The sequence below is a fragment of the Mesorhizobium sp. DxT genome (genome assembly GCF_058448885.1).
Window position 1 is genome coordinate 190,564 of record NZ_JBZFLJ010000002.1, and the last position, 21,266, is coordinate 211,829.

Sequence of the window (21,266 nt, forward strand, 5' to 3'; positions counted from 1 at the left end):
GGCATGAGAGCGAGAACCGGCGACGACGCATGAACAGCCTTTGGCGGCGACATTCTATTATCCTGGGCGTGGCTGCGGCCCTTCTATGCGTGCTTGTCGCCTATTTCGGCTCGCGCCTGATGACCGCCTACTATCTCGACCAGGCGGCAATACGTGGCGAAAACACGCTCGGCCTTGCAGTGACGGCGCTGCGGGGGCAGCTCGCGCGATATGAAAAGCTGCCCGAACTCATAGCCGATCATCAGGACGTTAAGGATCTCGTCAGCCATCCGGGCGATCGGGCCGCCGTTGACGCGATGAACCGCTACCTCAAATCGGTCAATGGGCTGCTCGAATCCTCCGACATCTATGTCATGCTGCCGGACGGCCTCACGATCGCCGCCTCGAATTATGATCAGACCCCGACCTTCGTCGGCGAGAACTTCAGCTACAGGCCCTATTTCTTCGACGCCATAGCCGGCGGCGAAGGGCGCTTTTTCGCGCTCGGAACGACATCCCTGAAGCGTGGATACTATTTCGGCGCGCCGATCCGCATCGACGGCAGCATCGGCGGTGTCGTGGTCTTCAAGGTCGACATAGACTCGATTGAAAGCTCGTGGCGCGGCGACGAATACGAGATCATCGTCACCGACCCCGAAGGCATCATCTTCATGACCGGGCGGAGAGACTGGCTGTTTTCGGCCATCCTGCCGCTGACCGAGGAACGCCTCGCCCGCACGGCGGCCACACGCCGCTACGCCAACGCGAACCTCACCGAATTGCCGGTAAGCGCGGGTATGACACATCGCGATCACAACCTGCTGACGATCTCCAACGAAGACGGAATGCGAGAATACCTCGTCGTCGGCGAAAGCATGCCGCAGGCCGACTGGACGGTGAGTGTGTTGCTGGACACCGCCTCCGCGCGTGCGCAGGCTTTGACGGTCGTTGCCGCAATGGTGCTTCTGCTCGGACTTGGAGCAACGGGCCTCGCCGCCTGGCTGCAGCGCCGGGCGCGCTTGGCCGAGCGCCTTCAGGTCCAGCGAGAGGCGCAGGAGCAACTCGAACGGCGGGTCGAGGAACGCACCGCCGATCTCGCCGCCGTCAACAACCGGCTCGAGGAAGAAGTCGCCGAGCGCCGCGCTACCGAACGCGCGCTCCGCAAGACACAGTCGGATCTCGTCCAGGCCGGCAAGCTAGCGGCCCTCGGGCAGATGTCGGCCGCACTGTCGCACGAGTTCAATCAGCCCCTGGCTGCCGTTCGCACCTATGCCGACAATGCGGCGATCCTGCTGGAGCGCGGCCGTGCCGACGAGGCCGGAGATGCCGTTGCCCGCATCTCCAAACTGACGGACCGCATGGCGGCAATCAGCAGGCACTTGCGCAATTTCGCCCGCAAGCCGAACCAGAAACTGCGGCCCGTTTCGCTCGACGACGTCGTCAGGGACACGCTCGAAATCGTCGCCTGGCGGCTGAATGCAGCCGACGCCGAGATCGCCGTCGATCTGGGCGCGCAACCGCCGGTCGTCAAGGCGGGGTCGGTGCGGCTCCAGCAGGTTCTGGTCAACATCCTGTCCAACGCGGCCGACGCGATCGAAGGATTGCCGGACAGGCGCATCGACCTGGCCGCGACCACTGCCGACGGCCGCGTAACGATCACGGTTCGCGACCGCGGTCCCGGCGTTCCCGCGGCCATCGCCGAACGGATCTTCGATCCATTCTTCTCCACCAAGGGCGTCGGCAAGGGCCTCGGCCTCGGGCTTTCAATTTCCTACAACATCGTCAAGGATTTCGGCGGCAGCCTCACCGTCGAGCGCCATCCCGAAGGCGGAACGCTTGCGTCGATCGTGCTTGACGCCGCCAAGCTGCCGCTAAGCGAGGCAGCCGAATGAAACCGCCCGCCGTACTCCTCGTCGACGACGAGGAGGAGATCAGGCATTCGACCGCCCAGTCGCTGGAGCTTGCCGGCATCGCGGTACACGAATTCTCGAATGCCGAAAGCGCGCTCACCTATGTGACGCCCGGCTTTCATGGCATGCTCATCACCGACATCCGTATGCCGGGCATGGATGGCATGACCCTGCTAGCCAAGGTTCGCGACATCGATTCCGATCTGCCTGTCATTCTGGTGACGGGACACGGCGACGTGCAACTGGCCGTTCGGGCGATGCGCGAAGGCGCTTATGACTTCATCGAAAAGCCCTTCGCGGCGCAGCATCTGGCCGATGTCGCCAAGCGTGCGCTCGACCGGCGCATGCTGGTACTCGAGAATCGCCTGCTGCGCGCAGCGGCCGGCCACCCCGACGACATCGAGTCGCGGCTTCCCGGCCGCTCGGCTGCAATGATCGACCTGCGTTACAGGCTCCGGGCCGTAGGCGGCACCGACGCCGATCTGCTGATCGTCGGCGACACGGGCGTCGGCAAGGAGGTCGTCGCGCGCGCTGTGCACGACATCAGCAGCCGAGCGAACCGCCCCTTCGTCGCGATCAATTGCGCCGCCCTGCCCGGCAACCTCATCGAAAGCGAACTCTTCGGCCACGAGATCGGTGCTTTTCCCGGTGCTCTGCGGGCGCGATATGGCAAGTTTGAGCACGCACGTGGCGGCACGGTGCTGCTTGACGAGATAGGCTCCATGCCCCCCGACCTGCAGGCACGGTTGCTCAGGGTTATCCAGGACCGCGTCATCGTGCGTCTCGGTTCCAACGAGCAGATACCGCTCGACGTGCGCTTCATCGCCACCAGCAAGGTGAAGCTGGAGGACGAGGTCGCGCAGGGGCGGTTTCGCGCCGACCTGCTCTACCGCCTCAATGTCGTGACCCTGAACGTGCCGCCACTGTCTTCCCGGCGCGAGGACGTGCCGATCCTCTTCCTGCAGCTTCTCCGCGAGGCGGCCGGACGCCACCGTCGTGATATGGGTGAGGTCTCGCCGCGACTGCTCGCCGAGATCGCGCGCCGCGAGTGGCCCGGCAATGTTCGGGAATTGCGCAACGCAGCCGATCGCTATGTACTCGGGCTCGATATAGAAGGTGTGGACGATGGCGCCGACGATATGACGGCAAAGCTGTCAGACCGGGTCGCGCGCTTCGAGCGCTCGGTCATCGCCACCGCTTTGCAAGCGCACGGCGGCAGCCTCAAGCCGGTCTATGAAGAACTGGGCATCTCCCGGAAGACGCTCTACGAAAAAATGCAGCGCTATGCGCTGGGCCGCGACGGCGAAACCACCGAGGCGTAGGCAACAGGGACCAGCCCACGCTTGTGTGGGAAACCACACGCCAATCGCTCCCAATGTTACGAAATCCACCCATTAGGCAAAATTAGTCACTTCCGATGCCCGGTTGCCAGCGATCGGGCCGTTGCGCGCCGGTGCCGCGTCTGCGTGTGCTGCGCGCAACCGCCAAGGCTTCGGGAGGAAACTTGCGGACCGGGCGGCCGACATCTTACGCAAACCGGGAGGATTACCCATGCGCCATTTCACCATCGCAGCGATGGCAGCCGCCACGCTTCTTGCCGTCCCCGCCTCCGCGCAGGACCGTGAGGGCTGGCCAACCAGCCTGACGATCGGCACCGCCAGCCAGGGCGGCACCTACTTCATCTACGGAACCGGCCTTGCCGGCCTGATCACCGAGTCGCTCGGCGTCAACGCCTCAGGCGAGGTCACCGGCGGCCCGGTCCAGAACGCGACGCTGGTGGAGACTGGCGACCACCAGATCGGCCTCGTCACCATGGGCCCGGCCTATGAGGCCTGGGTCGGCGAGAGCGAGCTTGCGCCGGGCGTGGAGCACAAGAGCCTGCGCGCGCTGTTCCCGATGTATCAGACACCGTTTCAGGCCGTGGCGCTGAAGTCGTCCGGCATCGAGTCGCTGGCGGACCTTGAAGGCAAGCGCGTCTCCGTTGGCCCGGCAGGCGGCACGGCAGCGACCTACTGGCCGCGCTTCTTCGAAATCAACGGCATCACCGCCGACATCAGCTATTCGGGCGCCAACGACGCCGTGAGCCAGGTCAAGGACGGCCTGATCGACGCCTTCGCCTTCGCAGCCGGCGTGCCGATCGCGGCCTTCGCGCAGATCGCGGCGGAAAACCCCGTCAACATCTTCGCCTTCACCGGCGACGAGGCGGCCAAGATCCTCGAAGCGCGCCCGGAACTCTCCGCCTTCGACATTCCCGGCGGCCTGTATGAAGGCTACCCGGACCCGCAGGGCACCGTCAGCCTCTGGAACTTCGCCGTGGCCCATCAGGAAATGCCGGAATCGCTGGCCTACGAGATCACCAAGCTGGTGATGGAGAACAACGACCGCATGCTGGCGATCCACGCCACGGCAGCCGAGACCATCGCGGCCAATACCGACAAGAACAGCTTCCTGCCTTACCACCCCGGTGCGGTGCGGTACTACGAGGAAGCCGGCATCTCGATCCCGGACGAGCTCAAGGGACAGTAATCGCGCGAGGCGATCTGGCCGGCGGCGATCGATCCGATCGGCGCCGGCCTCCGCTCACGGCAAGGATCGGCAGTGGCGCTGCAGACGCACGCGCACGCCAGGGAGGACAGCCATGACCGAAGCAGAAAAAATCAGGACGGACGCCGCACCCGTCGAGCGGATCGTATCCAGCGGGGCCGACGAGGAAGCACTGGCCACCAATCAGCGCGATTTCACCGGCGCGCGCCTGGGCTGGTTGCTGATGGCGCTGTGCATCGCCTACACGGTTTTCCACATCGGGGTGATGAACTTCTATCCGCTTGAGACCTGGGCCTATCGTGTGACCCATGTCGCCGGCGGCCTGCTCATTGGCTTCATCCTGTTTTCTTCGAGCAATGTTGGCGGCACCGACGCCAGCACGCGTTTCCTGAAGCTCAAGCCGCTTGAAACCGCGATCGCTCTGGTCGCTGCTGCCGGTGTGCTTTACGGCGCGGCCATGGTCGGCTTCGCCTGGACTGCGTGGTGGACAGCCGGGCTCGTTCGCCCGCCTGCCATGGTATTCGGCACCTACGGCGTGCCGCTGATCGTCGGCACCATCGCGGCGATTGCCGGAAGCTGGTTCTTCCCCCGTAAGGACCGGGACGGCGTTCACTGGTCGGACCTTCTGCTGGCCATCGCGGCCGTGACGGTCGCCGGCTATATCCTCTTCAACGTCCAGGCGATCCGCCTGCGCGCCGGTACCGCGCTGGCACAACCCGCCGATTTCCATGCGGCTCTAGTGGGCGCTTTGCTCATCCTCGAACTGACGCGTCGCGTCGCAGGCCTTGCGCTTGTCGCCATCGCCTGCGTGTTCATTCTCTATTCCTTCGCAGGTCCCTACCTGCCGGGCTTCCTGGCACATCGCGGCTACACGCCCGAGCGCTTCTTCACCTACATCTACACGGACCAGGGTATCCTCGGGGACCCCGTCGCCGTATCGTCCACCTACATCATCCTGTTCATCACTTTCGCGGCCTTCCTGCAGGCGTCGAAGGTCGGCGACTATTTCGTCAACTTCGCCTTTGCCGCCGCGGGTCGGGCACGTGGCGGCCCGGCCAAGGTGGCGGTCTTCGCATCAGGCCTGATGGGCATGATCAACGGCACGTCGGCCGGCAACGTCGTCTCCACGGGCTCGCTGACGATCCCGTTGATGAAACGCGTCGGCTACCCCGCCAAGAGCGCAGGCGCAATCGAGGCTGCCGCTTCGTCGGGTGGGCAGATCATGCCGCCGATCATGGGCGCCGGCGCCTTCATCATGGCCGAGGTGACGGGCATCCCCTACACCGAGATCGTGATCGCGGCACTGATCCCGTCGATCCTCTATTTCGCCTCCATCTACTTCATGGTCGACCTGCAGGCGACCAAGCTGGGCATGAAGGGCCTGCCGAAGAAGGAATTGCCTGTCTTCAAGGAACTCCTGAAGCAGGCCTATCTGTTCTTCCCGATCGTGATCCTGATCTATTCGCTCTTCGCGGGCTACTCGGTGATCCGGGCCGGCACACTGGCGATGGTGTCGGCCGCGGTGGTAAGCTGGCTGACCCCGCACCGCATGGGGCCGCGCGCCATCCTCGGCGCCTTCGAACTTGCCGCCAAGATGTCGATACAGCTCGTCGCCGTCTGCGCCTGCGCAGGCATCATCGTCGGCGTTATCGCACTGACGGGCGTCGGCGCGCGCTTCTCGACGCTGCTCCTCGGCATCGCGGAACAGAACCAGTTGCTGGCCCTCTTCTTTGCGATGTGCATATCGATCATTCTCGGCATGGGCATGCCGACGACCGCGGCCTATGCTGTCGCGGCCGCCGTCGTCGCGCCGGGCCTGATCTCGCTGGGCATACCGGTGCTGACCGCGCATTTCTTCGTGTTCTACTACGCAGTGATGTCCGCGATCACGCCGCCGGTCGCGCTGGCAGCATACGCCGGGGCTGCACTGTCGGGATCCGATCCGATGCGAACATCGGTGGAAGCCTTCAAGTTCGGCCTCGCCGCTTTCGTGGTGCCGTTCATGTTCTTCTATTCGCAGGCACTGCTCATGCAGGGCTCGTGGCTCGAAATCCTGCACGTGTTCGCAACCGCCTGCCTTGGCGTCTACCTGCTTTCGGCGGCCGTGCAGGCATGGTTCTTCGGCCCGCTCAACGCAGTCATGCGTGTGCTGCTGCTGGCAGGAGCGCTGGCGATGATCAAGGGCGGGCTGGCGACCGACATCGCCGGTCTCGTGATTGCCGTGGGGGTCTTCGTTTACCAGAAGGGTCTCGTCGGAACGCGCACCATCGCAAGAGGCCTGGACTGACCGGCCGCTCCCCGATGGCGGGCGCTGCGGCCTACGTCGTGCCCGCCATCCGGACGGAACCATTTGCCACGCAATTCCGTTGCCACTACAGCACCGCCGCTGCCTTCGCAGCGGCGGCTTGGCGCTGACCCTTTCAGGCATGGAGTTTACAGCATGGCGCTTTTCTCAAGACACCAGTCCTCACTCGACCTCCATAAGGAAATCGGGGCGCTGCGCAAGGAAGTCGCGGCTCTCGGAAAGGCTGCGTCCCGGCAAGGCAGCAGCGCCTATCGCGACACGCGCGACCAGGCCGGCGATCTTTATGCAGAACTTGCGGAACGCGTATCGGACGCTTTGCCCGTCATCCGCCGGCGCGCTCACGATTTCGAGGAAACGATCCGCGCCAATCCGACGCGGACCGTTGCAGTGGTGGGGCTGGTGGCTCTGACCGTCGCCGCAGCCGCGATACTGGGCAGCCGGCGCCGTTAGCGCCGGCGCAGAGCCCTAGGCCTGTTTGATGAGCCTGATGAGCACCAGCAGGATCACCGCGCCAATCGTGGCGTGGATGATGGCGGCGATGACGCCGCTGCCCAGGCTGATGCCAAGCGCGGGGAACAGGAACCCGGCAATGAACGCGCCGACGATGCCGACCACGATATTGCCCAGCAGTCCGAACCCGTAGCCCTTGACCAACTGGCCAGCCAGCCAGCCCGCAATCGCACCGATAAGAATGAAGACGATAAGACTTTCAATGCCCATGATTCGGGGCCTCCTCTCCTGAGACAGGAGGATCATGGACCCCAGCGAAGGCGCTGTCCAGCAGCACCACGCGAGGCGCGGATCGCTTCTGTACGTGCGGCGGAACGGCGCAGCCGTTCTCGCAAGGCAGCCATGCAGATTCTGCAATTGAATTCGTGAACGGCAATTTCTATCTCACCGGTGTCGGCGATCTTCCTCCTCCCAGAAAGCCGACAACCTGGCGCGGCGAACCTCCTCCCTTGCCGCGCTTCAGATTGACCCGCCGGATCCTCCTCCCCCGGCGGGTTTTTCTGTTTCTGGAGCTTTTTCGCCCAGACATTTAAGGGCTCGCTTGCCCCAGCGGTATGAATCTGTCACCCATGGATGCGACGCCCGGAGAGGGGGTCGCTCAGGCAACAGCCCCGCAGCCTTTCGGCCGCGGGGCTTTTGACTTTTAGACCTACCGCTGGAGAGCGTTACAGCGAACCGATTACGTGCTTACCGTCGATTTCCAGGCTGGCAGTTCCAATGGTGTCATTACCCTGCCGGAACCGGACCTGAAGAACGCCGTGGCCGGATTGAAGCGCGCTCACGTCCTCGCGACTGCTGGCAAACGCCGCGAATGTGATCACGCGATCCGGTTCAGCATCAAAGACCACGGACGTCGCCTTGACCCCGACGCATGTTCCGCTGCTTGTGTCGGTCAGGCAGATCGACAACCCTGCCGGAACTGGAGTTGAAACACCGTCCGCCGAGACGAACGACAGCTCCGCCGTGAGCCTCGCCCCTCGGCTGCCGGCATTCGTAACGGCCAGCATCGCAACGCTCTCGTCCCCACCATCCGGCAGCAGGCCATCAGTGCCTGAAGCCACGACCGTGCTGAGAAGCTTTACACCGTCGACGCGGCTGGTCGGCGCCGGCTTTAAACCGGTTGCGATGTCATTCGTATCGCCTGCCGGACGAAACGACTTGCCCTGTTGCAACAGCGGCAATGTTGCAGCCGATAGGCTTACGGACTGCGCTGCAGCTTTGGAGGATACCCCGTCAACAGGTTGTGATGGAGCAGACGGACCGGTGCCCCTGTCGGCAGCCGCGGCATTATCCATCGCCGACGATCGCCTGACTGGCTCGCCACCGGTGATGTTAAGTCTGAGATTCCCGCCTCGGTTGCCATATCCGGTAATCGCGATCTGGTATTGGCGCCCAGCAAGGGCCCGGAAGCTGACCCGCGACTGGCGCCCGAGGCCGACGGTGTTGTTGTTTGATGCGACCTCGGTGAGGTGACGCAGGCTGTTGCGGGAATAGACCGCCAGGATCGTATCGAAATCGCTGCCTCTGGTATCGATCGTCACCCGGCCCGTGCTCTGTGGCGTGAAACGATACCAGACACTGTTGCGCGAGTTTCTCCAGCCGGCGTGGTACGGCTCGAAGCGCTCTGCTGTCGCAAGCACAGTCGAACCGGCAACGGTTCGACGCGAGCCAGCGCGCGAAGGCGGATTTACATTCTGCCTGTCGACGAAATTGTCGTTGGCCGGTGCCGCCGCCACGCCACCATGCACGCTGAGGCGTATGTTGCCTGCCTCGTTCATGTAGCCGGCAACCGCAATCTGGTACTCAACGCCGGCAATGGCGTTGAAGGTCACTTGAGACTGGATCGTGTAGTAGTCTGCATCGTCGTTTGACGCGACCTCGACCAGAGAAGAAACCGATCCTCCTCGGTATACAGCGAGGACTGTGTCGAGATTATTGTTATTGTATCCAGAAGTATTGGTGCTACCAAGCGTGTCAATAGTGATGGGGCCGGAGGCAGTCGGGGTATATCGCCACCACACGCTGTTGAGTGCACTGTGTTTGCCGGCGTGTACAGGCTCCCCGGCTTCGGCCGTCGCTCCCTCGTTTGGACCGGTAACCGTACGGGTGCCTCCAACAGCTGGCAAAGGAATGGTAATGCGATTGACGAAGTGGTTGTTTGGCGGTCCGATGGGCGGAGGCGGTGGCGGCGTACCGCCGCCAAGCACAATACGCGCGTCGTTGACGTTGATACGCGGCTTCACCACTCCGGCCGAGGAGATGCCCTCGCCGGTCGATTTGAGCGCATTCTCGATCTGATCGACCGTGGCATTCGGGTACGCGTCGCGTAGCGCCGCGAACGCGCCCGCCACATGCGGCGATGCCATTGAGGTCCCCGAACTGAAGGAGAAGTAGTTGTTGGCGCTGCCGTTGATGTAGGACGAATAGATGTCCGAGCCCGGTGCGACCACGTCGATCAGATTGCCCCAGTTGGAGAAGTCTGACCGGAAGTCCCACTTGGTGGACGAACCCACCGTGACCGCGCTGGAAATACAACCCGGCGCTCCGACGGCGGAACCGTAGCCGTCATTGCCCGCCGCAATCACCGTTGCGATGCGGGCGGCCTTGAGCTGGTCGATGATCGGCTTGCGCGCGTCGTTGTCGCAGTGCGCGGAAACCTCCCCTCCTCCCAGGCTCATATTGACGGCTGCAATTTTATAGGTGTTGCGCAGCGCATAGACCCTCTCCAGTCCGCGTATCTGGTCCGTATCGAAGGTCAGGACGCAATGGGTGTATCCGGGAATTGCACCGCAAGGGCTGCTCGAGTTCGCTGGAAAGCGGGAAAACACGTTGATCGAGATCAGACGCGCGTCGCGGGCGACACCGCTTGTCGGCTGTCCCGAGGCAGGCGAGGTATTGTAACCGGCGACCGTGCCGGCGACATGCGTGCCGTGCCCGCATCCATAGATGTTGCTCGCCGTGCAGTCCTCGCCCGATCCCGTGGCGGTGGAGGAACTCGCGCCGCCCGGACACTGGCTGACGGAGCCCTGGATCCCGGTTGTGTTGTAGCAGGCTTCGGAATTGATACGGCTCGAAAGGAATTGATGGCTACGCCGGCCGCCAGTGTCGAGCACGGCCACGTGGTGCCCGTTGCCCGTTGCGCCGGCCGCATACATCGCCGGCATCTGGATCAGCGGCAGCGACTCGCTCAGCGACGGCTTGCTGAGGCCATCCTCCTGGATCAGGGTCACGTTCGCATCGGCGGCAAGGCGCGCGATCTCGTCTGCGCTGGCAACGATGCCGAACATCGGCGAGAAGTCCATGCGTTTGAGATTCTTCTCTGCCGCTGCCGCGGAAGACAGCGCTCCTTGCGGGAAAGCCGTCGCGAGAATCCTGTCCTGCGCGGCACGGATTGCCTTTGTATGGGCCTCGTCCGCCGCAGCCGGGCTCGCGAAGCTGGCGGCATCGGGCAGCGCGGGCATGTCGAAACGCACGATGACGGGCAGCCGCGCCTCGGGGTTGGCCGCGAGCTTCGCCCACAAAGCCTCATGCTTCTCGAATTTGCGGGTCACGGCAGCGGGTGCCTCCCCAGATGCCACGGACGGGCCCGCTCCCGTCGAAACCAAAAGACCGGCCGCGATCGCGCCCAAAAGGCGCCCGCGCCAAGCCTTCGCCCTATCTGCCATGAATGCCTCCTGTGCAAAAATCGCGAGCAGCATCGACCCCACCGCAGAACGGCATCCGGATTGCGCTGACTTGCATTGAAACGACTGTGTCAGCCCGCCGTGATGGCGAGCCTATGCCGCAGAGAGACCATTACCGGGCGAAGGCAATCGAACGTACCGGCGATCCCTCGGGCATACACTTTTGCACGCGTGCATAGCTTTTGGAGATGAATGCGAAGCCGGACGCAGTGGACACCAATCACTTGTAGCGCCACGGCAAACTTTTTCTTCGGGAAGAGAGCGCTGGTGATCCCGACAGGATTCGAACCTGTGACCCTCAGATTAGGAATCTGATGCTCTATCCTGCTGAGCTACGGGACCGCTGAGCGCGGTATAGACGTTTCGCGGGCTTTCGCCAACCGTTTTGGGCTGACGAACGGGCCTATCAGGCCCGTCCGAGCGCGGTTTCCGTCAGCCGCACCCAATACGAGATTCCGTGCGGAATCAGCTCGTCGTTGAAGTCGTAGGCAGGATTGTGGAGGTTGGCGGTGTCGCCATTGCCGGCGAAGATGAAGGCGCCGGGACGGGCCTCCAGCATGTAGGAGAAATCCTCGCCGCCCATCACCGGGTTGATGTCGGTATTCACCTGCGGCGCGCCGGCCACTTCAATGGCGATGCCCGAAGCAAACTCGGTTTCCTCGGCATTGTTGAAGGTAACGGGATAGTTCACGTCGATGTCGACATCGACGGTAGCGCCGTGCGCGGCGGCGATGCCCTGGCAGATGGCGCGCATGCGCTCACGGGAAGCCTCGCCCACCTCCGTGCGCAGGGTGCGGATCGTGCCGGCGAGCTGCGCCTCCTGGGGAATGACGTTGTAGGCATCGCCCGCGTGAAACTTGGTCACGGACACAACGATCGAATCGATCGGGTCGACCGAGCGCGCCGCGATCGTCTGCAGCCCCTGCACGATCTGGCTGGCGATCACGATCGGATCGACCGTGCCGTGCGGCATGGCTGCATGCCCGCCGCGCCCTTTCACAGTGATGGTGAACTCGGCCGTCGCCGCCATGATCGGCCCCGGACGGATCGCGAACTGGCCAACCGGGAGGCCAGGCATGTTGTGCATCCCGAAGACGCGCGAGATGCCGAAGCGCTCCATCATCCCGTCCTGCACCATGGCCCTGCCGCCGGCGCCACCTTCCTCGGCCGGCTGGAAGATCACCGCGACGGAGCCTGCGAAATTACGGGTTTCCGCCAGATATTTCGCCGCACCCAACAACATGGCCGTGTGGCCGTCATGGCCGCAGGCGTGCATCTTGCCCGGCGTCTGCGAGGCGTAGGGTTTGCCTGTGATCTCATTGAGCGGCAGCGCGTCCATGTCGGCCCGCAGGCCGATCGTCGGCCCGTCGCCGAGATTGCCCTTGATGATGCCGACAACGCCGGTGCGTCCAAGACCCGGCACGACCTCGTCGCAGCCGAACTCCCGCAGCTTGCCTTCGACGAAGGCTGCCGTCTGGTGCACATCGTAGAGAAGTTCCGGGATGGTGTGCAGGTGGCGGCGCCATCCGGTGACTTCGTCGTGCAGCTCCGCGACGCGATTGAGAATTGGCATCCGCTCAGCCCCTCATGCTTGCCCCGTATTCGTTCCCCAACCGGTATCAAACCACGACGGCTTTGCCATCTTGGCGTCACATAGGCTAAATAGCAGGGGGTGAACGTCCGGGTCCTGTTGTTTCGGCAAATGATGGGTGGCGCTCGCCACCTCGGCGGAACATTAATGACCAGCGGGCGAATTCGGCAAGAGGCGATTTTGGATTGATCATGCGGCGGTGTTTTTTCCCGACGATAGGGCTGGCATTGGCGACCGTGTTCGCGGCAGGCGCGGCACAGGCCGGCCCGGCGGTTCTTGTGGACCTCAACACCGGCAAGGTGCTGGAGCAGGAGGATGCGTTCGCCCCCTGGTATCCGGCTTCGCTGACCAAGTTGATGACGGTGCTCGTGACCTTCCGTGCCGTGAAGGCTGGGGAGATCGCGTTCGATTCGCCGGTGCGCATCTCCGAGCGCGCCGCAAAGGAGCCGCCCAGCAAGATGGGCTACAAGCCCGGCTCCGTGCTGACAGTGGATAATGCGATCAAGATATTGATGGTCAAGTCGGCCAACGACATCGCAACGGCGCTCGCCGAAAGCGTGGCTGGCTCGCGCAGCGCGTTCGCGGCACGCATGAACGCCGAAGCGCAGCGCCTCGGCATGTCCGGCACACGTTTCGTGAATGCCCACGGACTCCACGCCGACGAACAGACGACGAATGCCCGCGACCTTGCGGTGCTGGCGATGGCCCTGCGCAACGAGTTTCCCCAGCACGCGCATTATTTCAGCATGGAAGCCCTGCAGGCCGGCGGTAAATTGCTCGAGAACCACAACGACCTGATCATGCGGTTCGACGGCGCCAACGGCATGAAGACGGGTTACACTTGCCCGTCGGGCTTCAACCTGATCGCCACCGCCACCCGAGGCGGACGCAGCCTGATGGCCGTCGTGATCGGCGAGCCGACAGTGGAGGCGCGCGCCGACAAGGCCGCCAATCTGTTGGAGCGCGGCTTTGCGACCCCGGGGGATACCGCGCCCTATCTCGGCCAGCTACGCCCTTCAGGCAATGAGGCACCGAGCGCTGTGAACCTGCGTCCGGTGATCTGCACTGAGGCGCACTGGAAGGCGGTCACCGAAGCGCGCGGTCCCGAAGGGCACCCCGTGTACACCTCTCCCTATATCAAGGAGCCGACGCGCGAGCGCGTAGCGGTGGCCGTGGCACTTGGCGGTGCGACAGGCCCGGAATCGAAGGCACCGCGCTATGCCGACGTGCCGATCCCTACCCCGCGCCCGGACTATGCGCCAGCGGCGATGGCGGAAGGCGGCTGAACAGGTGATGCACGAACCGATCGCGGTCTCGATCCTCACCGGCTTCCTCGGGGCGGGCAAGACCACGCTGCTCAACAGGCTGCTGAAGGACCCGGCGTTTCAGAACACCGCTGTCATCGTCAACGAATTCGGCGAAGTCTCCATCGACCACATGCTTGTGGAACAGGCTTCCGACGGCGTCATCGAACTATCTGACGGTTGCCTGTGCTGCACGGTCCGCGGCGAACTCGTCGACACGTTGGCTGACCTGATCGACCGGGTGCAGACCGGCCGCATCGCCCCGCTGAAACGCATCGTCATCGAAACGACCGGGCTCGCCGATCCTGTGCCCGTCCTGCAATCGGTAATGGGACACCCTGTGCTGGCCCAGGCGCTGCGGCTGGACGGCGTGGTCTGCGTGGTTGACGCCGTCAACGCGGGGTCAACGCTTGACACCCACGAGCAGGCCGTGCGGCAGGTAGCAGTGGCCGATCGGATCGTGCTGACGAAGTCCGATCTCGCCGACGAAAGCGGGACGCTGCGCGCGCGGTTGCGCGCGCTCAATCCCAATGCACCGATCCTTGACGGCAGCGTCTCCTCAACGAGAGCGTCGGACCTGCTGGATTGCGGGCTCTACGATCCGAATTCCAAGATCGCCGATGTCCGCCGCTGGCTAGGTGAGGAGCGGCAGCATGACCATCATGATCATGACGATCATGACCATGAGCATCATGATCACGGCCATCACCATCATCACGACGATCGTGTAACCACGGTGTCACTCGTCCACGACAGGCCGGTTTCGTTTTCTACGATCGAAATGTTCCTCGACCTGCTGCGTTCGACCCAGGGCAGCAAGTTGCTGCGCATGAAGGGCGTGATCGAGCTTGCGGAAGACCCGGACCGCCCGCTGGTCATTCACGGCGTTCAGACGCTGCTTCATCCGCCCGCACGCCTGACCGGCTGGCCGGAGGGCCCGCGTGGCACCAGGATCGTCATCATCGCCTTCGACCTGCCGGAGGATTATGTGAGGCGGCTTTTTACCGCCTTCACCGGCGAACCGGCCATCGACACGCCGGACCGAGCGGCTCTCGCGGACAATCCGCTCGCCATCGCCGGCTACAAGGTCTGAGCGACCGCGCTCAGCCGCCCCGTTCGATCAGGAAGCGGTTTCCCCCACCGGGCGCATCCTCGGTGGCAACAAGCTTGTGGCCGCTGTCGGTGCAGAAGGCTGGAATGTCGATGACGGCGAGCGGGTCGGTAGTCTCGACCCACAGCCGCGCACCGACGGGCATGCCGGCCAGCCGCTTTTTTGCGCGCAGCACCGGCAGCGGGCAGTTCAACCCCCTGAGATCATAGGTTTCGGCGTCTTCGCGAAGCAATTAGCCGCCAAACATGCCAAGCAGCCGGCGGCGCAGGCTCTTGCCCTCACGCTCGGGCTGCGTGGCCTGCGCGCCGGCAGCAACGGTCTCGGACTGCGCGTTGCCCTCGGGCTCAACCGCCGGTGCAGCGGCCTGCTGGGTGGCCGGCGCCGGCGTCGGCACGGCAGCAACCGTTGCCTCGAGCTTCTGGGGTGCCTTCTGCTCTTCGGCCATCAGGACCTGCGGCCGCTCCAGCGACGGCGGCAGGCGGGTCACCTTCTCGCCACGCGCGCGGCGACGCGACCAGTCGGCGACAAGCGCTGCCTCCTTCACGCCGGCAATCGTTGGCGCTGGTGTCGACGATTTGCGCGAGCCCAGCGCCGCGGAGAAGGCGGAATCGTAAGTGGACTGATAGCTCTTGTAGGCAACAGACAGCGATTCCGGTTGAGTGGTCACCGGGCAGGCGGCGGTCGGCGAGAATGTGGTTCCGGCCGGCGCGATCTGGTTGAATACGTAACGCTTTCCGCAGACGTCGACCTTCGGCGGGACCTTGGTAATCTCGAAATGGTCGTAGCCTTCCTTGAGCATGTTCCAGAACTCGTAGTTCGGATCGTCCTGGTAGCGCGCCATGTTGGCGGCCGTCATGCGGAAGGGGAAAGCCTGGATCTGGAAGTCGGTCTGGCCGCCTTTGAATGCATCGCGGGCAAAAGCGTAAATCTGCTCGACCTGTTCGTCGGTCATGGAGTAGCAGCCCGCCGACGAGCATGCGCCATGCACCATCAGATGCTGGCCAGTGCGGCCGTGCGCCCGGTCGTAAGCATTCGGAAAGCCGATGTTGAACGAGAGGTGATAGCTCGACTGCGGATTCATCTGGTGCGGGCGCACCGTGTAGAAGCCTTCGGGCGCCTGCCTGTCGCCTTCCGTGAACTTGGGCCCCAGCTTTCCGGACCACTTGCATATGTCGTAGCTGGTGGCGAGGTCGTAGCGACCGTTGTCCTTTTGCTTCCAGACCTCCAGCACCGCCTCTTCCTTGAAGATGCGCACCATGATCGGCGAGGTCGTCGACATGCCCTTCGCGCGCATGGACTGCACGAGCGCGGGCGGCAGCCTCTTCTCCGCCTTGGGCGCGATGTCCTCGAATGTGGCCTCGGTGCAACCCGCGATGAAAAGGGCTGCCATCATCAAGAGGCTGGCGCGTGCGATACTGGTCTTCATTGGATCGCGGATCGTACTCTGGTTTGAATGCCGGGGCCGTCCGTCCCCGAAACTGCTTGTACCCCGATACCGATCATTGATCGGTTAACCTTGAAAAATTCTTACCGCAATATTTACCTTTCGCACCCGGCGAAAGCAATGCAGCGTCACTTTCATTGAAAGTACAGACGCGGCGATTTTGTGGCAAAACGGTGGTGCAATTGCCCGCTAGAGCGTACGGCCCATCGCAAGGAACTTTTCGCGACGGTGCTCGCGATAGTCCATATTCGCACCGGAAAGGTCTTCAAACCCCTTGGCGATCTGTTCGCCGGTGGCCTTGATGACCGCGTCCGTGCCACGGTGCGCGCCGCCCAGCGGCTCCGCGATCACGCCGTCGATGATCTTGAGCTCCAGAAGATCCTGCGCCGTGATCTTCATGTTGGTCGCGGCATCCTTGGAGCGCGTCGTATCGCGCCAGAGAATGGAGGCCGCACCTTCCGGCGAAATCACCGAATAGATGGAGTGCTCGAGCATATAGACATGGTTGGCCACGGCGATCGCGATCGCGCCACCGGAGCCGCCTTCGCCGATGATGACCGAAATGTTGGGCGAGCGCAGCGACAGGCAGGCCGAGGTAGACCGTGCAATCGCTTCCGCCTGGCCGCGCTCCTCCGCGCCGATGCCCGGGTAGGCGCCGGCCGTATCGACCAGGCTGACCACCGGGATGCCGAAACGGTCCGCCATTTCCATGACGCGCACCGCCTTGCGGTAGCCTTCCGGACGCGCACTGCCGAAATTATGCTTGATACGGGTCTGCGTGTCGTTGCCCTTCTCGAGCCCCAGCAAGGCAACCGCCTCACCCTGGAACCGCGCGAACCCGGCGATGACCGCATTGTCCTCGCCGAACGCCCGGTCACCCGCAAGCGGGGTGAAGTCCGTAAACAGGCCCCGCACATAATCCAGGCAATGCGGCCGGTCGGGGTGACGCGCGACCTGCACCTTCTGCCAGGGCGTCAACTGCCTGTAGGCTTCGCGCAGGGCTTCCTGGGATCGCTTCTCCAGCCGCGCGATCTCATCTCCGACATCCACCGACTCGCCACTCTCCGAGAGCTTCTTGAGCTCGAGAATCTTGCCTTCGAGGTCGGCAACCGGTTTTTCGAAATCGAGATAGTTGAACATTCGCCCTACTGTATCTGGAGGTGATTGAGCGGTCGAAAGGCGCAAAAAATGCGCTGTTGGGGGCTTCACATAACGATCCGAGCGCTACTCGGCAAGCGGATGATGCTGGCTTACGAGCTCAACCAGCCGGTTTTCAAGCACATGAGTGTAAATCTGGGTCGTGGAGATGTCCGCGTGGCCGAGAAGCTGCTGTACTGCGCGCAGATCGGCGCCGTTCTGCAAAAGATGGCTGGCGAAAGCATGCCGCAGCACATGCGGCGACACCTTGGCGGCCGGCACCCCGGCCCGGCTCGCCAGTCCCTTCAATTCGCGCGCGAAAACCTGCCTGGGCAGATGCCCGCTCTCTGAAGTCGCCGGAAAAAGGAACGGACTATCCTTGAAAGACGCATGTTGCGCACGAATCTCCAGCCAGTCCCGCAGCGCCGCACGGGCCTTTTGCGACAGCGGCACCATTCTTTCCTTGCCGCCCTTGCCACGCACGACAAAGAAGCGCTCGTCACGCAAGGCCACGGTGAGAGGCAGCGACACCAGTTCGGACACGCGCAATCCAGTCGCATAAAGCGTTTCGACAAGCGCATGCAGGCGGCACGCAGCGAGCCTGTCCCCGTCGTTCTCCGCCATTTGCTTGTCAGTCTCGGCCCGTTCGAGCAGACGCGTGACCGCGTCTTCTCCCATTGTCTTGGGAAGCGGCCGCTCCTTCCTAGGGGTGTCGACGATGCCTGTTGGATCGTCGGTGCGCATGCCCTCGACGTAGAGGAACTTGAAGAACTGACGCACGGCGGAAAGCTTCCGCGCCTGCGAGGACCGCGCGAAACCGCGCGCAGCGACATCGTCGAGCCAGCGCCGGATATCGTCGGCGTTCGCCGAGGCAAGCCCTCCGTCGACAAAGCCTGCAGCGTCTTCGAGATCGCGCCGATAGGCCTCGAGCGTGTTGGCGCTCGCTCCACGCTCCGCGCTCATCATCTCAAGGAATGCTTCGAGCCTTGCCGCGCCCTTCATTCATACGCCTCTTTGCCCATCCCTGGACTCTAGCGCCCGACGCATTGTCAAAATATGAAGGCTTTCGACGGGCCGTCCTGGCTTGTCGGGAACCCTTTCGCCTTTCGCAAGTTTCCTTGTGGTCAAATCCCGACGCAATCATGTGGCGCGCATGCATGCCAAGGGGGGACTTGATAAGGCCATAAGCTGGCGGCATGGTGCCAGCGGAAGGGTGATTGCAACAATGGAGGCAGGTATGAAGAAAGTTATGTTGGCGGCCGCACTTGTGGCGGGCCTTGCTGCAACGGGCTGCACGACGGCCGAACAGACGGCAGTTGGCGGCGCGGCGGTTGGTGCTGCTGTCGGCGGTCTTGCGACCGGCCGCGTAGGCGGCGCCCTTGCGGGTGCGGCCATTGGCGGCGCCAGCGGCTATCTGATCGGTCGGGTTGCCGATCGCCCGGGCTATTGCCGCTACCGCGATCAGTACGGCCAGGTCTACACCGACCGCTGCTAGTCGCTCGGCATCTCGCCAGACGAAAAGGGACCCGCGAGGGTCCCTTTTTAGTTTGCGCCGACGATTGGCAGAACTGTCAGGCCGCCTCGCGCATCGCGCCGGGGCCGGGCGTTGCACCAGGAGGGCACTTGCCGAGGATGATCATGCCCAGCACCTCGTCCTTGGTGACGTCTTCCGTCCGAGCGGTACCAACCACCTGCCCGTTCTTCATCACGCAAACACGATCAGCGAGATCGAACACGTCGTGGATGTCGTGGCTGATGAGGAAGATACCGATGCCGTCGGCCTTGAGCTGCTTGACCAGTTCGCCGACCTGGGCGGTCTCCTGTGGACCGAGCGCCGCCGTCGGCTCATCCATGATCAGAATGCGTGCGTTGAAGTGGATGGCGCGCGCAATGGCCACAGACTGTCGCTGGCCGCCCGAGAGCTTGATGACCGGCTCCTTGAAACGCTGGAAACGCGGATTGAGCCGCCCCATCACCTTGCGCGTTTCGGACTCCATCGCGACATCGTCCAGCGTGCCCCAGGCTGTGCGCAGTTCACGCCCCAGAAACAGATTGGCTGCCGCATCCACATTGTCGGCCAGAGCCAGCGTCTGGTAGATCGTCTCGATGCCGTATTTCTTTGCGTCGCGCGGATTGTGGATCGAGGCTTCCTCGCCATTGACGAAAATCCGCCCCTCGTCGCGTTTGTATGCGCCCGAGAGGATCTTGATCAGCGTCGACTTGCCGGCGCCGTTGTGGCCGAGCAATGCGACAACCTCGCCTGCGTGGAGATCGATCGAGGCGTCGTCGACGGCATGAATGCCGCCGAAGGAGATCGAGACGTTTTTCATCTCGACGAGCGGTGCCTGGCTTGCCATGGTCATCCTCCCTTACTGCACGCGACGGCGATAGACGGTGTCGAGCCACACGGCCACGACAAGCGCCAAACCGACGACAATGTTCTGCAGCGGCGTGTCGACACCGAGCAGGATCATGCCCGAGGCGAGTGACTGCATCAGCACCGCGCCGATCATCGCGCCCGCGATCGTGCCGACGCCGCCCGACAGCGAGGTGCCGCCGATGACAGCCGCGGCGATCGTCAGCAGCTCGTCGAGCGTGCCCTGAGCATTGGTGGCGGCGTTGAGGCGTGCGGTCGAGATCATGGCCGCGATGGCAGCGAGCGCGCCCATCACCATGAAGATTTTCATCGTCACCCAGCGTGTATTGATGCCGGCGAGCATTGCTGCTTCCGGATTGCCACCGATGGCGAAGACATAGCGGCCGAAGCGGGTGCGCGTGGCAACGAATGTCATGATGATGCCGACGCCGAGCGCGATCAGAACCGGAATGGCGATGCCATGCGCAATGAACGCATTCTCCGGCACGCTTTCGCCAAGCGCCTCATAATATCGGCGCACGATGCCGACTGGCCATGGATAGGAATTGGCGACCGTCACGGCTGCAAGGATCAGACCGCAGGCGACCACGGCAAGAAACACCTCCGCCCAGACCGGGCGCAGCGGAAAGTTGAAGCGCCGCCGCTGGGTACGCCCGCCAATCAGCATCAGGACGACGGCGGCGCAGGCTACGAGGCCGACGATCCAGCTCCACGTCGCGCCGATCGCGCCATCCGGTCCACCACCCATAAGGCGGAACGTGGCGTCCATGGGCGCGACGGTTCGCCCGCTAGTCACCCACCAGGCCGCGCCGCGCCAAACGAGCAGTCCACCCAGCGTGACAATGAAGGCCGGAACGCCGAGATAGGCAATGATGAACCCATGCAGCGCGCCGACGGCAACACCGACCGCAAGGCCGACGAGGGCGGCCAGCAGCCACATCGCCGGATGGCCGAAACCGATGAGGCTGGGCAGCACTTCCGCCTGTGTCACGCCCATGATCATACCGGCGAAGCCGAGGACGGAACCGACCGAAAGGTCTATGTTTCGGGTCACGATGACCAGCACCATGCCGGTCGCCATCACCGCAATGGATGACGACTGAACCGACAGGTTCCAAAGATTGCGCGGGGTCAGGAAAAGCCCCCCGGACAGCAGATGGAACACGATCCAGATCAGCAGCAGCGCCCCGATCATGCCCAGCATGCGTGTATCGAGTTCCGTCGCCTTGAGAAAGCTTGCGACAGGGCCGAGCTCGCTGGCCCGTGCCTTGTCAGCCGGCGCATGCGTTGTTGCATCCGACATTGTCGTCCTCCCATCCGGAGCGCGGAAACCGGCGCCGGCAAATTCAGCTTAATGAAACGCCGCGGTTC

The 21,266-nt window shown here is 63.5% G+C and carries 17 protein-coding genes and 1 tRNA gene; 8 read left to right on the forward strand and 10 right to left on the reverse strand.

Annotated features, from left to right (window positions below):
- The first annotated feature begins 29 nt into the window (after nucleotides 1-29).
- The 5 genes from ACVJNE_RS05025 to ACVJNE_RS05045 all read left to right on the forward strand — a co-directional run bounded on the left by ACVJNE_RS05025 (nucleotide 30) and on the right by ACVJNE_RS05045 (nucleotide 7,188).
- Nucleotides 30-1,871, forward strand: coding sequence for a sensor histidine kinase (locus ACVJNE_RS05025; protein WP_499563527.1), 1,842 nt, complete (start codon nucleotides 30-32; stop codon nucleotides 1,869-1,871).
- A complete protein-coding gene (locus tag ACVJNE_RS05030; RefSeq protein WP_499563529.1) occupies nucleotides 1,868-3,211 on the forward strand; it encodes a sigma-54-dependent transcriptional regulator in 1,344 nt (447 codons plus the stop codon). The genes ACVJNE_RS05025 and ACVJNE_RS05030 overlap by 4 nt, the downstream gene beginning before the upstream one ends.
- A 229-nt stretch (nucleotides 3,212-3,440) precedes the next feature.
- Entirely contained in the window at nucleotides 3,441-4,415 is a 975-nt protein-coding gene (locus ACVJNE_RS05035; RefSeq protein WP_368803735.1) for a TAXI family TRAP transporter solute-binding subunit, read from the forward strand.
- A 112-nt stretch (nucleotides 4,416-4,527) separates the two neighbouring features.
- Nucleotides 4,528-6,720, forward strand: coding sequence for a TRAP transporter permease (locus ACVJNE_RS05040; protein ID WP_421927476.1), 2,193 nt, complete (start codon nucleotides 4,528-4,530; stop codon nucleotides 6,718-6,720).
- A gap of 153 nt (nucleotides 6,721-6,873) precedes the next feature.
- The gene (locus tag ACVJNE_RS05045; RefSeq protein ID WP_499563531.1) at nucleotides 6,874-7,188 is read left to right on the forward strand and encodes a hypothetical protein; all 315 of its coding nucleotides are present in this window, start codon (nucleotides 6,874-6,876) and stop codon (nucleotides 7,186-7,188) included.
- Between the two features lie 15 nt (nucleotides 7,189-7,203).
- Here ACVJNE_RS05045 and ACVJNE_RS05050 read toward each other — a convergent pair whose 3' ends face one another.
- The 4 genes from ACVJNE_RS05050 to ACVJNE_RS05065 form a co-directional block, all read right to left on the reverse strand.
- On the reverse strand, nucleotides 7,204-7,458 hold the full coding sequence (locus tag ACVJNE_RS05050) for a GlsB/YeaQ/YmgE family stress response membrane protein (RefSeq protein ID WP_173189313.1): 255 nt from the start codon (nucleotides 7,456-7,458) through the stop codon (nucleotides 7,204-7,206).
- Nucleotides 7,459-7,913: 455 nt separating this feature from the next.
- Nucleotides 7,914-10,946, reverse strand: a complete 3,033-nt coding sequence (locus ACVJNE_RS05055) for a S8 family peptidase (RefSeq protein WP_499563533.1) — start codon at nucleotides 10,944-10,946, stop codon at nucleotides 7,914-7,916.
- Nucleotides 10,947-11,196: 250 nt separating this feature from the next.
- Nucleotides 11,197-11,273, reverse strand: a tRNA-Arg gene (locus tag ACVJNE_RS05060).
- 64 nt (nucleotides 11,274-11,337) lie between these two features.
- The gene (locus ACVJNE_RS05065) at nucleotides 11,338-12,504 is read right to left on the reverse strand and encodes a M20 aminoacylase family protein (RefSeq protein ID WP_499563535.1); all 1,167 of its coding nucleotides are present in this window, start codon (nucleotides 12,502-12,504) and stop codon (nucleotides 11,338-11,340) included.
- Between the two features lie 209 nt (nucleotides 12,505-12,713).
- Here ACVJNE_RS05065 and ACVJNE_RS05070 point away from each other — a divergent pair, with 209 nt between their 5' ends.
- Nucleotides 12,714-13,808, forward strand: a complete 1,095-nt coding sequence (locus ACVJNE_RS05070) for a D-alanyl-D-alanine carboxypeptidase family protein (protein ID WP_499563537.1) — start codon at nucleotides 12,714-12,716, stop codon at nucleotides 13,806-13,808.
- Nucleotides 13,809-13,815: 7 nt separating this feature from the next.
- Nucleotides 13,816-14,919, forward strand: coding sequence for a CobW family GTP-binding protein (locus tag ACVJNE_RS05075; RefSeq protein ID WP_499563539.1), 1,104 nt, complete (start codon nucleotides 13,816-13,818; stop codon nucleotides 14,917-14,919).
- A gap of 10 nt (nucleotides 14,920-14,929) precedes the next feature.
- Here ACVJNE_RS05075 and ACVJNE_RS05080 read toward each other — a convergent pair whose 3' ends face one another.
- The 4 genes from ACVJNE_RS05080 to ACVJNE_RS05095 all read right to left on the reverse strand — a co-directional run bounded on the left by ACVJNE_RS05080 (nucleotide 14,930) and on the right by ACVJNE_RS05095 (nucleotide 18,520).
- Nucleotides 14,930-15,169, reverse strand: a complete 240-nt coding sequence (locus ACVJNE_RS05080) for a sulfurtransferase TusA family protein (RefSeq protein WP_499563540.1) — start codon at nucleotides 15,167-15,169, stop codon at nucleotides 14,930-14,932.
- Nucleotides 15,170-16,363, reverse strand: coding sequence for a L,D-transpeptidase family protein (locus ACVJNE_RS05085; protein ID WP_499563542.1), 1,194 nt, complete (start codon nucleotides 16,361-16,363; stop codon nucleotides 15,170-15,172).
- Between the two features lie 207 nt (nucleotides 16,364-16,570).
- On the reverse strand, nucleotides 16,571-17,521 hold the full coding sequence (locus ACVJNE_RS05090; RefSeq protein WP_444726613.1) for an acetyl-CoA carboxylase carboxyltransferase subunit alpha: 951 nt from the start codon (nucleotides 17,519-17,521) through the stop codon (nucleotides 16,571-16,573).
- 84 nt (nucleotides 17,522-17,605) lie between these two features.
- The gene (locus tag ACVJNE_RS05095) at nucleotides 17,606-18,520 is read right to left on the reverse strand and encodes a site-specific tyrosine recombinase XerD (RefSeq protein WP_499563544.1); all 915 of its coding nucleotides are present in this window, start codon (nucleotides 18,518-18,520) and stop codon (nucleotides 17,606-17,608) included.
- A gap of 235 nt (nucleotides 18,521-18,755) precedes the next feature.
- Here ACVJNE_RS05095 and ACVJNE_RS05100 point away from each other — a divergent pair, with 235 nt between their 5' ends.
- Nucleotides 18,756-19,013: a YMGG-like glycine zipper-containing protein gene (locus tag ACVJNE_RS05100; protein ID WP_173189295.1), complete on the forward strand. Its 258-nt coding sequence runs from the start codon at nucleotides 18,756-18,758 to the stop codon at nucleotides 19,011-19,013.
- A 76-nt stretch (nucleotides 19,014-19,089) separates the two neighbouring features.
- Here the strand turns inward: ACVJNE_RS05100 and ACVJNE_RS05105 are convergent, their stop codons facing one another.
- Both ACVJNE_RS05105 and ACVJNE_RS05110 read right to left on the reverse strand, forming a co-directional pair.
- Nucleotides 19,090-19,875: an ATP-binding cassette domain-containing protein gene (locus tag ACVJNE_RS05105; RefSeq protein ID WP_421927486.1), complete on the reverse strand. Its 786-nt coding sequence runs from the start codon at nucleotides 19,873-19,875 to the stop codon at nucleotides 19,090-19,092.
- Between the two features lie 12 nt (nucleotides 19,876-19,887).
- Nucleotides 19,888-21,198 (reverse strand): sugar ABC transporter permease, encoded by a 1,311-nt coding sequence (locus tag ACVJNE_RS05110; RefSeq protein WP_499563547.1) that lies wholly within the window; start codon nucleotides 21,196-21,198, stop codon nucleotides 19,888-19,890.
- Between the last annotated feature and the right edge of the window lie 68 nt (nucleotides 21,199-21,266).